The following is a 14,518-nucleotide window of genomic DNA, read 5'->3' on the forward strand; positions in this document are numbered from 1 at the left end:
TTTCAGTGTCTGTCAGCTGTCAGCTGTCAGCTGTTCGCTGTTCTCTGTCATCCGTCACCGGTCGTCCGTCACCCGCCGTCCGACCGACAGCGGCAGGAGCGCCGCCACCGTGGCCGCGAGGGTGACCGTGGTGAGGGCCAGCGGCAGTCCGGCCGCGTCGGCGAGGAAGCCGATCACCACCGGGCCGATCAGCATCCCCCCGTAGCCGAGTGAGGAGGCGAACGCGACGCCCTGCGGCCCACCCGCCGCACCGGCCCGGGCGATGGCGAGCGGGAAGAGGTTGGCCAGGCCGAGGCCGACCAGCACGAACCCGCAGATCGCCACCGGCACCACCGGCGCCAGGGCGGCGACCAGCATGCCGACCGCCGCCGTCAGCCCGCCGAACAGCATCAGCCGGGCCTGGCCTAGCCTGATGGACAGCCAGGTGCCGCCGACCCGCCCGCCGGCCATCGCGAACGCGTACGCGCCGTAGCCGGTGGCGGCCACCACGGAACTCGCCCGGACGTCGTCGGTGAGGTGGAGGGTGGCCCAGTCGGCGATCGCGCCCTCGCCGTACGCGGTGCAGAGCGCGGTGAGGCCGAGCAGCAGGACGAGCAGGCGGGTGCGGGGGCGGGTCGAGCCCGCGTCCGGCCGGGCGGTCCCGGACGGTTCCGCCGTGCGGCCCGTGCGGCCCGTGCGGCCCGTGCGGCCCGTGCGGCCCGTGTCGCTCGTACGGTCCGTATGGCCCGGTGCGACCGCTGCCGCCGCCGGGCTGCGCAGCAGGACGAAGCCCGCGCCGACGGTGACGGCCATGCCCAGCGCCGCGCTGAGCGCGAGCGCCCATGCGGTGCTCAGCGGGCCGGCGAGCAGTCCGCTGACGCCGGTGCCGACCAGCCCGCCGAAGCTGTACCCGGCGTGGAAGCTGGGCATCACGGGCCGCCGCAGCTGCGCGACCAGGTCGACGGCGGCGCTGTTCATCGCGACGTTGGCCCCGCCGTACCCCGCGCCGAACAGCAGCAGCACCCCGCCGAGCGCGGTGACCGAGTGGGCGTGCGCGGGCAGTAGCACGGCGAGGCTGAGCAGGGCGAGCGAGCCGACGGTCACCGGCCGGGAGCCGTACCGCAGGCAGAGCCGGCCGATCACGGGCATGGTGAGGACGGCGCCGATGGACAGGCAGAGCAGGGCGAGCCCGAGGGCGCTGTGCGAGGCGCTGACCTGACTGCGGATGTCCGGGATGCGGACGACCCAGGAGGCGAAAAGGAAGCCGTCGACGGCGAAGAACGCGGTGAGGGCGATGCGTGCAGGACCCCAGGGGCTGTCCGTCACCGGGGGTGTGCTGCGAGACTGGGAGGAGGGGCGATCGGGCCGGGTGCGTGAACCGATTTTGTTTCGAAGCGACACAAAGTCACAATAGGGGCGTGCAGCTCTCACCATCAAGCCCGAGGCCCGGTACCGGGAACGACTCCGACGCGCAGCGCGACAACCACCGCCGCGCGGCTCCCGACCGGGGCCGGACGCTGCTCGGCCCAGCGCTCTCCCTGATCCACACCGGCCAGACGCCGACCCGCTCGGCGCTCACCCGCGCGCTGGACGTCACCCGGGCCACCGCCGGCGCGGTCACCGCCGAACTCGAGGCGCTCGGCCTGATCACCGTCGACTCGCGCCCGGCCGGCGGCGGTCGCGGCCGCCCGTCGCACCGGCTCGCGATCGACCCGAACGGCCCGGTCGTGGTCGCCGGGCAGATCCACGCCGACGGACTGAGCGTCACCCTGGCCGGCCTCGGCGGACTGCTCGACCCGCCCGTCCACCTGCCGCTGCCCGCCGCCACCGACCCGGTCCGGATGCTGCGCGCCGTCGCCGTGGCCGGTGCCGAACTCGCCCGCGCGACCGACCGCCGCTGCCTGGGCGCCGCGCTCGCGCTGCCCAACCCGGTCACCGAGCCGGACGGCACCGCCCTCGCCGCGCTGCACTTCGCCTGGCCCAGCGGCACCCCGGTCGCCGACCTGTACGACGTCGAGGTCGGACGCGCCGACCACGGCCCGAAGGCGCTGCGCCCGCTGCCCACCGCGATCGCCAACGACGCCAACCTGGCCGCGCTCGCCGAGTACCGGCACGGCGCCGGCCGCGGCGCCCGCCACCTGCTCTTCGTCACCTCCGGCCACCGCGGCGTCGGTGGCGCGCTGGTCATCGACGGGCACCTGCACACCGGCAGCGCCGGCCTCGCCCTGGAGGTCGGCCACCTCACCGTCGACCCGCAGGGTCGGCCCTGCATGTGCGGCAACCGGGGCTGCCTGAACTCCGAGACCGACCCCGACGCGCTGTTCACCGCCGCCGGGCTCACCCCGGAACCGGGACGCCCGCTGCTCGACCAGGCGCGCGAGCTGTGCCGGGCCGCCGCGACGGACGACCGGGCGCGGGCGGCGGTGGAGCACGTCATCGACCGGCTCGGACTCGGCCTGGCCGGCGTCGCCAACATCCTCAACCCCGACCGGGTGGTCCTCAGCGGGCTGCACCTCCACCTGCTGGAGGCCGCGCCCGACCGGCTGCGGTCGGTGGTCGCCGAGCGCAGCCTGTGGGGGCGCAGCGGCCGGGTGCCGATCGTCGGCGCGGAGCTGGCGCACGGCGCGCTCGCGGGCGCGGCCGAGCTGGGCTGGGGACCGTACCTGGCGGACCCGCAGTCGGTGCCGGTGCTGCCCTGACGGCGATCGGGTCTGCCCTGGTCGATGAGTTCCGCCCCCGACGGTGACCAGATCTGCCCTGACGGCGATAAGCGGAAGCTGGATCTTCGAAAACGGTCACTTATCGTGACTCTCATACACTCGTAGTGAGCATTGGGGGGCCACCGCGAGGGAGACAGCGACCATGAGCACCCAGTCCGGCATCGAGCCGACCGCCGACGTCGACCGCTCCGACCCGGAGTACCGCGCCTGGCTCAAGGAGGCGGTGCGCAAGGTCCAGGCCGACGCCAACCGCTCCGCCGACACCCATCTGCTGCGCTTCCCGCTGCCCGCGGAGTGGGGGATCGACCTCTACCTCAAGGACGAGTCCACCCACCCGACCGGCTCGCTCAAGCACCGCCTGGCCCGCTCGCTCTTCCTCTACGGGCTCTGCAACGGCTGGATCCGGCCCGGCAAGCCGGTGATCGAGGCCTCCAGCGGCTCCACCGCCGTCTCCGAGGCGTACTTCGCCCAGCTCGTCGGCGTGCCGTTCATCGCCGTGATGGCCAAGAGCACCAGCCAGTCCAAGATCGACCTGATCCAGTTCCATGGCGGCGAGTGTCACCTGGTCGAGCGTTCGGACGAGGTGTACGAGGCCTCCGCCCGGCTCGCCGAGGAGACCGGCGGGCACTACATGGACCAGTTCACCTACGCCGAGCGGGCCACCGACTGGCGCGGCAACAACAACATCGCCGAGTCGGTCTTCGCCCAGCTGCGCCTGGAGCCGCACCCCGAGCCGGCCTGGATCGTGGCCACCGCCGGGACCGGCGGCACCTCGGCGACCATCGCCCGGTTCGTGCACTACATGCAGTACGACACCCGGATCTGCGTCGCGGACCCGGAGAACTCCTGCTTCTTCGACGGCTGGGTGCGCCACGATCCGGAGGCCGTCTGCGAGAGCGGCTCGCGGATCGAGGGCATCGGACGGCCGCGGATGGAGCCGAGCTTCGTCCCCGGGGCGATCGACCGGATGATGAAGGTGCCGGACGCCGCGTCGATCGCCGCCGTCCGGGTGCTGGAGCAGGTGCTCGGCAAGAAGGCGGGGGCCTCCACCGGGACGGGCCTGTGGAGCGCGCTGCGGATCGTCGCCGAGATGCGGGCGGCCGGGCGGACGGGCAGCGTGGTCGGCCTGATCTGCGACCCGGGGGACCGCTATCTGGACAAGTACTACTCGGACGACTGGCTGGCGGGCGAGCGGATCGACATCGCGCCCTACCGGGCGGCCCTGGAGTCCTTCCTGGCTGGCGGCGCCTGGACGGGCTGACGCGCCGGGCGGCGGACGGGTGACAGCTGACAGATTTCAAACTCTGTCAGCTGTCGTCTGTTATCTGTTACCTGTTCGCTGTCGCCTGTTCGTTGTCAGCCGTCAGCCGTCAGCCGTCAGCCGTCAGCCGTCACCCGGTGCCCGCCACCCGCCGGATCACCGCCCGACCGCCCGCAAGGTCGATCCCCGTCCGCTTCGGCGCGCCGTCGTGCTCGTCGTCCCGCAGCACCAGCTCGACCCGTCGCTGCTCCAGCTGCACCCGCTTGCTCGGGTAGAGCAGCGCGTGCAGCTCCTCCGTCGCGGTCGCCCCCGCGCCGCGCCCACCGCCGTGTCCGCCGTCGGGTCCCACCGCCGGCCGGGCGCGCAGCCGCCGCACCACCGCACCGAGGAAGAACACCACGACCAGTCCGGCCGGCAGCAGCAACCCGCCCGCCGCGCCCGTCAACAGCACACCCATGCCCGCCTCAACGGCCCGGCGCGGCCGACGAGTTCCCCGGCGACGAGTTCCCCGGCCGCCGGCCCTACCGCAGCGGGCCCTACGGCAGCGGCGCCGTGGGCAGGTCGGCCGGGACGAGCAGCTGGAGCTCCTCCGTGGACGGGTCCGCGAGGTGGGCGATCCGTACCGCGTGCCGCTCGACCATGGTCTCGAAGACCTGTCGCGCGGTGCGCCCGTTGCCGAAGTTGGGGCCGCGCTCCATCCCGCCGAAGTGTTCCAGCAGCGCCTCCTCCGTCTCCTCGGAGAGCGCGTACTCGTGCTCGGCGCACTGCGACCGGGCGATCTCCAGCAGCTCGTCCGCCGTGTAGTCGGGGAAGCCGATGGTGCGTGAGAAACGGGAGGAGACACCGGGGTTGGCGGAGAGGAAGCGCTCCATCTCGGCGGTGTAGCCGGCCACGATGACGACCACCTCGTCCCGGTGGTCCTCCATCAGCTTGACCAGGGTGTCGATCGCCTCGCGCCCGAAGTCCCGCGCCCCGTCCTCGGGTGCGAGCGCGTACGCCTCGTCGATGAAGAGCACCCCGCCGCGCGCCCGGTCGAAGGCGGCCGCGGTGCGGATCGCGGTGGAGCCGATGTGTTCGCCGACCAGGTCCACCCGTGCCACCTCGACCAGGTGTCCGCGCTGGAGCACCCCGAGCGAGGCGAGGATCTCGCCGTACAGCCGGGCGACGGTGGTCTTTCCGGTGCCGGGTGCGCCGGTGAAGACCAGGTGGCGGCGCAGCGAGGGAGCCTTGAGTCCGGCCTGGCGGCGGCGCCGGCCGACCGAGATCAGGTCGATCAGCGTGCGCACCTCCTGCTTCACCGTGGCCAGCCCGACCAGCGAGTCCAGTTCGGCGAGCGCCTCCTCGGCCGGCCGGCAGTCCGGGATCGGCGAGATCGCGGCCGAGCCGGCCGCGGCCGACGCCAACAGCGGTGCCACCGTGGTCAGTTGGGCGGTCCGCGGCGCGGGCACGTCGGTGGATCCGTACGACGACCCCAGCCCCGGACCGCGCCCACCCGCGGATCCCGGCCCCGCCCCGCCGCCGGGCGGGGCGGGAGCGGACGGCACCGGAGCCGCCCCGACGTCGTCCGAGATGCACCCCTCGGTGACCGGCCCAGGCTCGGAGAACTCGAACCCGGCCCGCTGGTTGTGCTCCGCCCGGCAACGGGTGAGCTGGGTCCGGCAGCCGTCGATGATGTGGAAGCCGAAGCCCTTGCCCTGCGAGACCCGGCAGTCCTCGAAGGTGCCCCGCCCCTGGGCCGAGACGTACACCCCGGCGTCCGTGCTGGCCCGTACGGTGCAGGCGCGCAGCACCGGGTCGGCGCCCTTGGTGACGATCACGCCGGTGGCCACGTCGGAGATCTCGCAGTCGGTGAGCAGTCCGCCGCTGCCGTGGTCGCGGAACCAGAGCCCGGTGCCCGCCTCCTGTACCCGGCAGGAGGCCAGGGAGACGGTGGCCCCGCCGCTGACGGAGACCGCCGAGCTGCGGATCCGGCTGAACGAGCAGCCCTCGGCGGTGGCGGCGGAGTCCCGGTCGAGGACGAACAGGGCGTCCGGCAGGTCGTGCAGCGAGCAGTCGGTGAGGGTCAGCCGGGCGCCGTCGCTGACCCAGAGCGCCGGGTACTCGCCGGTCGAGCCGTGGATCTCGCAGGACTCGGCGACCGCCTCGGTGCCCTGGTCCCAGACCGACAGCGCCCCGCGCCCGAAGTCCCGGACGGTGCTGTTGGCGAGGCTCAGCCGGGCGCGTCCGCGCAGGTCGGCGCCGTTCTCGGGCAGGTCGTGCACCCGGCAGCCGGTGAGCACCAGTTCGGCCTCGCTGTCCAGGGTGAGACCGTTGCCGGTGACCCGGTGGATCTCGCAGTCGACCAGCCGCCCGCCCGCCTGCGCCTCGGCCTGCACGCCGCTGCCGCGGATCTCGTAGATCTCGCAGCCGGTCAGCTCGGCGGCGCTGCCGGGGTCGGAGAGCAGGACGCCGGCGCCGGAGGCGTGGTGGACGCGGCAGCGGTCCAGGGCCGCGGTGGCGCCGCCGAGGACGGCCAGTCCGGCCTGGCCGGCGGCGGCGACCTCGCAGTCCTCGAAGGCGGCGGCGGTGTCCGGGCCGCGCAGCCGCAGCCCGAGCCCGCCCGGGTTGGTGACCACGCAGCCGCGCAGGGTCGGCCGGGCACCGCCGGTGACCTCGATGCCGGTGGCCGAGCGGGTCTCCACCCGGCAGCCGCTGAAGGAGGGGGTCGCCTCCGGCCCGGTGACCAGCACGGCCGGGGTGGTGCTGTCGCCGCCCTCGACCACCAGGTCGCGCACGGTGGCGGCGGCGGTCACGGTGAGCGCCACCCCGGAGGGCGGGTCGATCCGGACCGTCCCCGGGCCCTGGGCCGGGACGATCGTCACCGGCTTGTCCAGCAGCACGTTCTCCCGGAAGGTGCCCGGGCGGACGGTCACCGTGTCGCCCGGTTCGGCGGCGGCCAGGGCCTCCGCGAGCGTGTCGTACTCGCCCGCGCGGCGACGCCAGCGGGATGCGCTGTCCTGGGTGACCCGGACCCTGTGCTCAGCCATGACGGTCTGTCGTCCCCACCTTCGTCGAGCCGGCGATCAACGGGCCGAACGCGCGGGGGTGCGCGGGCCGTCCGCCCACCGTAGCGCGCCCACGTGGGTGGTCCGGCCGCCCGCGGTCGCGCGGACACCGGTAGCGCTCAGCGCCGCCACAGGTTCCGACCACTTGTTTCAACGAGCGCGCACAGCGGTGGTTCCGTCCGGGCGCGCCGGTTTCGGAGTGCGGCGCGTGCCCGGCGCCGGTCCACGGGCCCTTGCGCCCCGCCCTCCGGCACGGGCGGTCGGCGGTCGGCATCCGACGGTCGGTGGTCAGTACTCGACCGTCGGCAGCCGGCGCGGAGGGTCGGCGGGAGCGGCCCACTCTCCCGGAGAACCGGCCCGAGCGCTCAGCGCCCGTCGGCGGGCCAGTGCGCCCCGTCCTCGAGCACCTCGAGCTCGTCGCCCAGCCGCAGCGTGCCGAGCTCGTCCCCCTCGACGCCGGCCGGCCGCTCGGGGATCAGGTTCTGCCCGAACGCGGCCTTGCGCAGCAGCCGGTGGTGCCGGGCCAGGGTGCGCAGCGGCTCCTTGCCGCGCCGCTCGCCGGTCTCCTGGTCGGTGGTGGTGATCATGCAGCGGCCGCACGGCTTGACCACCTTGAAGGTGACCGAGCCGATCCGGATCCGGCGCCAGGTGTCCTCGGCCCACGGCTCGGTGCCGCCGATCACCACGCTCGGACGGAAGCGCTCCATCGGCAGGGTCTCGTGGCCGTCCGGATTCTCGGCGGCGATCAGCTCGTTGAGGCGGTCCAGCGAGGCGGTGGTGGTGAGCAGCAGCGGATAGCCGTCGGCCATCGAGACGCTGTCGCCGGGCGCGCTGTACTCGGGGTCGACCGGCCGGGCGCGCGGGTCGTCCAGGTGCACCAGGCGGTAGTCGCCGAGGTGTTCGGCGATCCACCGGTGCGTCTCCTTGTCGGCCTCCGCGGCACGGAAGCGCGTTCCCCAGACCTCGACGTCGGCGAGCGGGTCGCCGGCCGCGACGGCGGGGGCGGGGACCTCGATCCGGGAGCCGTCGGGGGTGGTCAGGGTGAGGACGCCGTCGGGCAGCAGTCCGGTCCGCACCCGTGCGAGGGCCGCGTCCTCGCGCTGGCTGACGAAGCGTCCGTTCGCGTCGGCGAGCATCCAGCGACGGTCTCCGGCCAGACCCCAGGGGTGAACCACGGCGGTGTCCGGGCTCAGGCGGTACATCGACTTGACGGGGTAGACGTGGAGTCCGGTGAGGTGCATTCCTCCATCCTGCCAGCCTGCGGGGGTTCGCCGGGAATGCCCTCTAATGCGCACGGACCGCCCGGACGCCGTGGGGGGCGTTCCGGGCGGTCCGTGGATGACCCGTTTCTCCGTTCGCCCGGCGTACGGGGGGCGCCGGGTGCTGCTCAGGTGGTGCGGGTGCGGGCCGCGTGGGGGGACGGCCTCGGGGTGTCAGCGGCTCAGTAGCCCTGGCCCTGCTGCTGGTAGCCGCCCTGGAACTGGCCGGACTCGCCGTACGGGCCCGGGCGCTGCGGCTGCGTCGGGCGGACCGGTGCGACCGGCGCCATGGCCGGGCGCAGCTGGGCACCGCCGAAGGACTGGTCGCCGCCCTGGCCCTGGAAGCCGGGGCCGCCGGCGGCCGGACCGCCGAACGACTGCTGGCCGCCGAAGCCCTGCGGAGCGGCGGGCTGGCCCTGGCCGAAACCGCCCGGTCCGCCGGCCGGCTGCGCGCCGAAGGTCTGCTGGCCGCCCTGGGCGCCGATGAAGGTGTTCTGGCCGCCGAAGCTCTGGCCGCCGGTCGGCTGGTAGCCGCCTCCGGCGGTCTGGCTGAAGGCGGGGGTGCCGGGCTGCGGTCGCTGGTACGGCTGGGGGGCGCCGTAGCCGGGGACCGGAGGCTGGGGGGCGGCGTACGCCGGCGCGGGCTGCGCGGGGATGTACGCCGTGGCGGGGCCGGCGGAGGGGCCGCTGCTCGGGCCGGGGCCCAGGGCGAGGCGGGCGGGCGGCAGCGCGGGGAGGTTGCTGCCGGTGCTTTCGTACCCGTTGGCGTACCGGTTCTCGTAGGACGGGCCGAGGCCGGATCCGTAACCGGACGACAGTGCCGGCGGCAGGGCGGCCGGCACGTTGATGGGCGCGATCTGGGGGACGCCGCGCTCAGCCACGAGGCTGTCGTAGATCGGCGTGCCGGAGGAGTAGGACGGAGAGGGGTAGCCGACTCCGTCGTAGGAGCGGGGCGAGGTCATGGGGCATACGGTAAGCCCACAACGCGCCTGCTGAGGAGAGCGGGAGGGGGAGCAGTTCGAGTGTTTACACAGTCTTCGCTCGCACAAAGGTTTCGAAAGTAGGAAAGACGGACATTCCGGCGACCGGTTCCGGACAACCTTGGCGCCCCGTCAGTGGTCGAACGGCGGCCGGACGGAGGCCCCGGAAGGCCTTGCGGTGACCGGCCGGTGGACGGTCGGGGGCCCTGCGGAGAAACTTTTCCCGGACAGGGCGTGCGCGGGCGCATTCGAGCCCCCGCCGAGCAGGCGACGGGGGCTCGTGAATGTTTCGGGAATAAAATTCCCGTCAGCTCTCCGGGGCCCGGTTCAGGCCCGCGACCTGGGCCGTCGGCCCGATGGCCGGCCGCTGATCAGGCGGCGGCCCGGCGCTGGTCCGGGTGTCGGCGCTCAGTGCGACTGCAGGGCCTGGGCCTGTGCGGGCAGGGCCGGCTTGCCGATCTCGGAGGTGCAGAAGGAGCACCGGGTCGCGGCGGCCGGGATGCTGCTCAGGCACTCCGGGCAGTCCACCTTCGCGGCCGGCGCGGGCTTGGCCGATTCGAAGCGGGACTGGAGCTTGCCGACCGGCAGCACCACGGCGAAGTAGATGACGGCGGCGGTCAGGACGAAGCCGATGACCGCGTTGACGAAGAGGCCGTACGGGAACCGGGTGCCGGCCACGTCGAAGGTCTTCTGGGTGAAGTCGCCGACGGCGCCGGACGCGACGCCGACCAGCGGGGTGAGGAAGGCGCTGACGAACCCGGTGACGACGGCGGTGAAGGCAGCGCCGATCACGATGCCGACCGCGAGGTCCACCACGTTTCCGCGCAGCAGGAAGCTGCGGAATCCCTTGAACACCGGGTGACTCCAAATCCGTACGGGGGAGGGGGAGATGGGGCGGCACGGCGGGTGCCGCCCCAGGCCGGACATCCTGCCGAGCGGGCCGGGCCGAGGTCCAACCGCGTTCACCCGAATCGGGTAACCGCCGCGGCGCCCCGGGTCCGTGGGCCCTGCGGGGCGGGGACGCTCCGCGTACCGGCCTTTCCCCGGTCGAACAGCCGAGCCAGTCGGTTGGTCGGCCGCTCCAACTCGCCCCTGTGGCACCGCGTGTGGCGCCGCATGTGACACCGGCACGCGCCGGTCCGGGGCGGCGCCGACCCGGCGCGACAGGGTGGACCAGAGCGCGGCAGGGGGCGAGACGGGGCGCACAGCGGTCGCGTACGGCGCACGACGGCGGCCCCGTGGCGCACATCCGGTGTACAAGCGCGGGCGGATGGGCCACCATCAGGTTGCGCGAAGGGGATGTACCGGGCGGAGCACTGTGCCAAGGTCGGTCCATGCCCGACCATTTGTCGGCCGATCCGGCCGGAAACCGTCCGCGTGTCCTGCACCTGATCAGCGACTCACGCCGGGGCGGCGCGCAGAACTTCGCCCGTGACCTCCACCGGGAACTGGGCCGTCGGGGGCAGTCCTCCGCGCTGTGCGCCCTCGCCCCGCACCCGGCCGTCCCGTCCGGCCCCGCCGGGGCGGGCCGGGACTCCACCGGCCCCGGTTCCGCAGGCCGGGGCCCCGATTCCGCAGGTCAGGGCTCCGGGGCCGCGAGCCCGGACCCCGAGGCCGCCGGCCGGGCCGCCGTCGACTGCTCCGCCGCCGCCGGGCTGCGCTCCGCCGCCGTGCTGGGCCCCGGCCGGCTGCACCCGAGCACCCTGCGGGCGCTGCGCTCCGCCTCCCGCGCCGCCGACGTGGTGCTCGCCCACGGCTCGGACACCCTGGCCGCCTGCGCCCTCGCCCTGGCCGGGACCCGTACGCCCTTCGTCTACGTCTCGGTCGGCCACCCGCGCTACTGGACCGCCAACCGGTTGCGCCGGGTGCGCGGCGGCGCGCTGATGCACCGCGCGGCCGCCGTCACCACGCTCACCGACGAGGCGCGCGTCGTCCTGGAGGAGCAGTTCCGGCTGCCCGACGGGAAGGTGCACGTGATCCCCAACTCCCGTGCCGCCGAGAGCTATCCACCCGCCGACGGCCGGGACGACCGGCGTGCCGCGCGGCACGCGCTGGGCCTGCCGGCCGACGTGCTGCTGGTCGCCTGGATCGGGGCGATAGCCCCGGAGAAGCGGCTCGACCTGGCCCTCGACGTGCTCGACCGGCTGCCCGACGTCCGGCTCGCCGTCGCCGGGGACGGACCGCTGCGCGAGGCGCTGGCCCGCCACCCGGCCGCCGCCCGCGCCCACTTCCTCGGCCCGCTGCCCGACCCGGCCCCGCTCTACCGCGCCGCCGACGCGCTGCTGCTGACCAGCGACAGCGAGGGCGTGCCCGGCGCGCTGATCGAGGCGGCGCTGGCCGGGGTGCCCGCCGTGGCCACCGACGTCGGCTGGGTGCGCGAGGTGGTCCGGGACGGCGCCACCGGTGCGCTGGTCGCCCCCGGGGACCCGCTCGCCCTCGCCGAGGCGCTGGGCAAGGTGCTCGCGGTCAACCGGGCGGGCCTCGGCGCGGCGGCCCGGGCGCACGCGCTGGAGCACTTCGAGCTGGGCGCCGTCGTGGACGCCTGGCAGCAACTGGTCGCCGAGGTATGGACGGCGGGCCCGGAGGCCGCCCGCTGACCGGGGGGGCCTGGCGGGCCAGGGGTGCCATGCCGACCGGGGTGGCCGTGCCGACCCCGTCGGGCGGCCGGCCCGTCCTCGACGCCCGGCCCGGCTACGCCGTCCGGGCGAATCCGGCGCGGCCCGTGCGCAGCAACCGGCCGGTAGCGAACCGCCGCCAGCACACTGCCCGGTGTGAAATCGAAGTCGCTGCTGCGGTCCACCGTCCTGCTCGCCGTCGCCGTCGGGATTGCCGCGTCCCCCGTCCAGGCCGGCGCGATCACGCACCAAATCCCGTTCGGGGGCGCCCAGTTCGTCAAGCTCGACCATCCGCAGCCGGTCCGTGAGAGCGTCCGGACCGAGGCGGTCGAGTTCTTCTGGTACGACTGCAGCCACTCCCAGGCGCTCGAACAGCCCCTGCAGGCCTGGGCGGAGAAGCACCGCGCCGATGTCGCGCTGCGCCGCATCCCGGCCGTCTGGCCCGGCAGTCCGGACGAGGCCGCGCAACGGAGCCACGCCCGGATCTTCTACACGCTGGAGCGCCTCGGCCAGGTCGACCGCCTCCAGGTCAGCGTCTTCCGCGCCGTGCACACCGAGCGGGTCGACCTCACCACCGAGGCCACCGCCACCGACTGGGCCGCGCGGCAGGGCGTCGACGCCAAGGCGTTCGGCGAGACGTACCGCTCCGCCGAGGTGACGCGGTCGGTCGAGGAGGCCGCCGCCGACTTCACCCGCTACGGCGTCAACGAGCTGCCGACGGTCGTCGTCCAGGGTGAGTACCGCACCTCGCCGACCCAGGCCGGCGGGGTCGAGGCGATGCCCGAGGTGCTCGACCACCTGGTGCAGCAGGAGCAGGCGCGGGGTCACTGAGCCGGTGCTCCGGCCCTCGCGGTGACAGCGGATCAGCTCGCTCATGTGCCCTGCCCGGCAGGCGTCTTGTCCGAACAGCACCTTGCCTAACCATTTACATGCTGTTTAATGGTTAGCATGAGCGAGCTGATGATCCCTCACGTCCACCACCGCCACGTCGACGTCGACGGCCTGCGCGTCTTCTACCGCGAAACCGGCCCGCTCGACGCCCCCGTGCTCCTGCTGCTGCACGGCTTCCCGTCCTCCTCCCACCAGTACGCCCGGCTGCTCGACGCGCTCGGCACCCGCTACCGCCTGATAGCCCCCGACTACCCGGGCTTCGGCCACAGCGACAGCCCCGCGCCCGACGCCTTCACGTACCGCTTCGACGCCCTCGCCGACGTGATCGAGGGCTTCTGCCTCGCCCTCGGCCTGGACCGCTTCGCGCTGTACGTCTTCGACTTCGGCGCCCCCGTCGGCCTGCGCCTGGCCACCCGGCACCCGGAGTGGATCACCGGCCTGGTGGTCCAGAACGGCAACGCCTACGAGGAGGGACTCTCCGGCCAGGCAAGGGAGTTCATCGCGAACAGGCGCGGCGTGCCGGGCGCGGAGCAGGCCGCCCGCTCGATCCTCACCCCGGACGTCACCCGCGGCCAGTACGAGGGCGGCACCGGCGACCCGAGCCTGGTCGCCCCCGACGGCTGGACGCTCGACCAGCACTTCCTCGACCTGCCCGGCCGCAAGGACATCCAGGTCGAACTCGCCCTCGACTACTTCTCCAACGTCGAGCTCTACCCCGCCTGGCAGGCCTGGCTGCGCGCCGACCAGCCGCCCACGCTGGTGCTCTGGGGAGTGGGCGACCCGTTCTTCACCGAGGCCGGTGCGCGCGCCTACCTGCGCGACCTGCCCGGGGCCGAGCTGCACCTGTTCGACACCGGGCACTTCGCGCTGGAGGAGAAGCTGCCCGAAATCGCCCCGCTGATCGACGACTTCCTCGCGCGGATCGGGAAGTAGCCGACCGGTGCGGGGCGTTCGGGGGCGGGAGGCTCAGGCGGTTCGAGCGTGTTCAGAGCCCTTCGGCGTGCTTCAGTCGCGGCGCAGCAGGTAGGTGACGAAGCCGAGCGTCCCCCGGTAGCCGTGCAGCCACCCGGTGCGGTGCCGGTCCGCCGCCTCCCGGGCGGCAGCCGCGTCCGGGTGGTCCGGGTGGTCCAGCGCCCACTCGGCCAGCGAGCCCGTCCAGGCGAACTCGTACTCGTCCCACTCCTGTTCGGTGCTGACAAGCCCGAACACCGGCGTCCAGCCCTCCGCGAGGACCCGCTCGGTGGTCGTCGCGAGATCCGCGAAGTCCTCCCGTGCCGCGCCCAGTCCGTCCAGCGCCGCCCCGGACGGCTCGCGCTGCCAGAACCCCTCGCCGACCAGCAACCGGCCGCCCGGGGCCAGGAGTTCGCGGGCCGCGGCGAGCGTCGGCAGCAGGCCGCCGAAGGCGTGGGTGGCGCCGACGCACAACACCAGGTCGAAGGGCTCCTCCGCGGTGAACTCCCGTGCGTCCAGGTGGTGCAGGCCGATCCGGCGGGCCACACCCAGCGCGGCCGCGGACTCCCGGGCCCGGGTCAGCGCCGCCGCGTCCAGGTCCACGCCCGTCGCCCGCCAGCCCGGGCCGGCGGCCAGCGCCCGGAGCAGCCAGGCGCCCTCGCCGCAGCCCAGGTCCAGGGCCCGGCCCTGCTCCGTCCCGGCCATGGCACGGTCCAGCAACCGGGCCACCGAGCCGTCCGCCAGCGGGGCCGCGATCGGGTGGTGGGCATGGGCGAGGCGGGAGATCTGCTGACGGTCCATCCGAGCAGTATGGATCG

The 14,518-nt window shown here is 74.3% G+C and carries 12 protein-coding genes; 5 read left to right on the forward strand and 7 right to left on the reverse strand.

Annotation, left to right across the window (positions count from 1 at the left end; all coding sequences use genetic code 11):
* Nucleotides 1–54: 54 nt before the first annotated feature.
* Nucleotides 55–1,413, reverse strand: a complete 1,359-nt coding sequence (locus ACFVU7_RS40265) for an MFS transporter (RefSeq protein WP_388051160.1) — start codon at nucleotides 1,411–1,413, stop codon at nucleotides 55–57.
* On the opposite strand from ACFVU7_RS40265, the gene ACFVU7_RS40270 reads away from it, so the two are divergent.
* Nucleotides 1,398–2,678, forward strand: a complete 1,281-nt coding sequence (locus tag ACFVU7_RS40270) for an ROK family protein (protein WP_079272930.1) — start codon at nucleotides 1,398–1,400, stop codon at nucleotides 2,676–2,678. The genes ACFVU7_RS40265 and ACFVU7_RS40270 overlap by 16 nt on opposite strands.
* A 163-nt stretch (nucleotides 2,679–2,841) precedes the next feature.
* Nucleotides 2,842–3,960 carry a PLP-dependent cysteine synthase family protein gene (locus ACFVU7_RS40275; protein WP_117492468.1) on the forward strand — a complete coding sequence of 373 codons (1,119 nt, stop codon included), beginning with the start codon at nucleotides 2,842–2,844 and terminating at the stop codon, nucleotides 3,958–3,960.
* Between the two features lie 130 nt (nucleotides 3,961–4,090).
* Here the strand turns inward: ACFVU7_RS40275 and ACFVU7_RS40280 are convergent, their stop codons facing one another.
* The 5 genes from ACFVU7_RS40280 to mscL all read right to left on the reverse strand — a co-directional run bounded on the left by ACFVU7_RS40280 (nucleotide 4,091) and on the right by mscL (nucleotide 10,098).
* Nucleotides 4,091–4,417, reverse strand: a complete 327-nt coding sequence (locus tag ACFVU7_RS40280; protein ID WP_388051163.1) for a DUF6191 domain-containing protein — start codon at nucleotides 4,415–4,417, stop codon at nucleotides 4,091–4,093.
* Between the two features lie 79 nt (nucleotides 4,418–4,496).
* Nucleotides 4,497–6,986, reverse strand: a complete 2,490-nt coding sequence (locus ACFVU7_RS40285; protein WP_388051166.1) for a right-handed parallel beta-helix repeat-containing protein — start codon at nucleotides 6,984–6,986, stop codon at nucleotides 4,497–4,499.
* A 383-nt stretch (nucleotides 6,987–7,369) separates the two neighbouring features.
* Complete coding sequence (locus tag ACFVU7_RS40290; protein ID WP_074006369.1) at nucleotides 7,370–8,245, reverse strand: MOSC domain-containing protein; 876 nt, start codon at nucleotides 8,243–8,245, stop codon at nucleotides 7,370–7,372.
* A 200-nt stretch (nucleotides 8,246–8,445) separates the two neighbouring features.
* Nucleotides 8,446–9,225, reverse strand: coding sequence for a DUF6643 family protein (locus tag ACFVU7_RS40295; RefSeq protein WP_388051169.1), 780 nt, complete (start codon nucleotides 9,223–9,225; stop codon nucleotides 8,446–8,448).
* Between the two features lie 426 nt (nucleotides 9,226–9,651).
* A complete protein-coding gene (gene mscL / locus ACFVU7_RS40300) occupies nucleotides 9,652–10,098 on the reverse strand; it encodes a large conductance mechanosensitive channel protein MscL (RefSeq protein ID WP_049650971.1) in 447 nt (148 codons plus the stop codon).
* Nucleotides 10,099–10,577: 479 nt separating this feature from the next.
* Here mscL and ACFVU7_RS40305 point away from each other — a divergent pair, with 479 nt between their 5' ends.
* The 3 genes from ACFVU7_RS40305 to ACFVU7_RS40315 all read left to right on the forward strand — a co-directional run bounded on the left by ACFVU7_RS40305 (nucleotide 10,578) and on the right by ACFVU7_RS40315 (nucleotide 13,682).
* Entirely contained in the window at nucleotides 10,578–11,840 is a 1,263-nt protein-coding gene (locus ACFVU7_RS40305; protein ID WP_388051172.1) for a glycosyltransferase family 4 protein, read from the forward strand.
* A gap of 174 nt (nucleotides 11,841–12,014) precedes the next feature.
* The gene (locus tag ACFVU7_RS40310; protein WP_049658715.1) at nucleotides 12,015–12,689 is read left to right on the forward strand and encodes a thiol:disulfide interchange protein DsbA/DsbL; all 675 of its coding nucleotides are present in this window, start codon (nucleotides 12,015–12,017) and stop codon (nucleotides 12,687–12,689) included.
* A 117-nt stretch (nucleotides 12,690–12,806) separates the two neighbouring features.
* Nucleotides 12,807–13,682, forward strand: a complete 876-nt coding sequence (locus ACFVU7_RS40315; RefSeq protein ID WP_388051175.1) for an alpha/beta fold hydrolase — start codon at nucleotides 12,807–12,809, stop codon at nucleotides 13,680–13,682.
* A gap of 72 nt (nucleotides 13,683–13,754) precedes the next feature.
* Here ACFVU7_RS40315 and ACFVU7_RS40320 read toward each other — a convergent pair whose 3' ends face one another.
* Nucleotides 13,755–14,501 carry an SAM-dependent methyltransferase gene (locus ACFVU7_RS40320; protein ID WP_388051178.1) on the reverse strand — a complete coding sequence of 249 codons (747 nt, stop codon included), beginning with the start codon at nucleotides 14,499–14,501 and terminating at the stop codon, nucleotides 13,755–13,757.
* Between the last annotated feature and the right edge of the window lie 17 nt (nucleotides 14,502–14,518).

It is taken from the genome of Kitasatospora sp. NPDC058046, assembly GCF_042885595.1.
In the GTDB taxonomy this organism is placed as follows: domain Bacteria; phylum Actinomycetota; class Actinomycetes; order Streptomycetales; family Streptomycetaceae; genus Kitasatospora.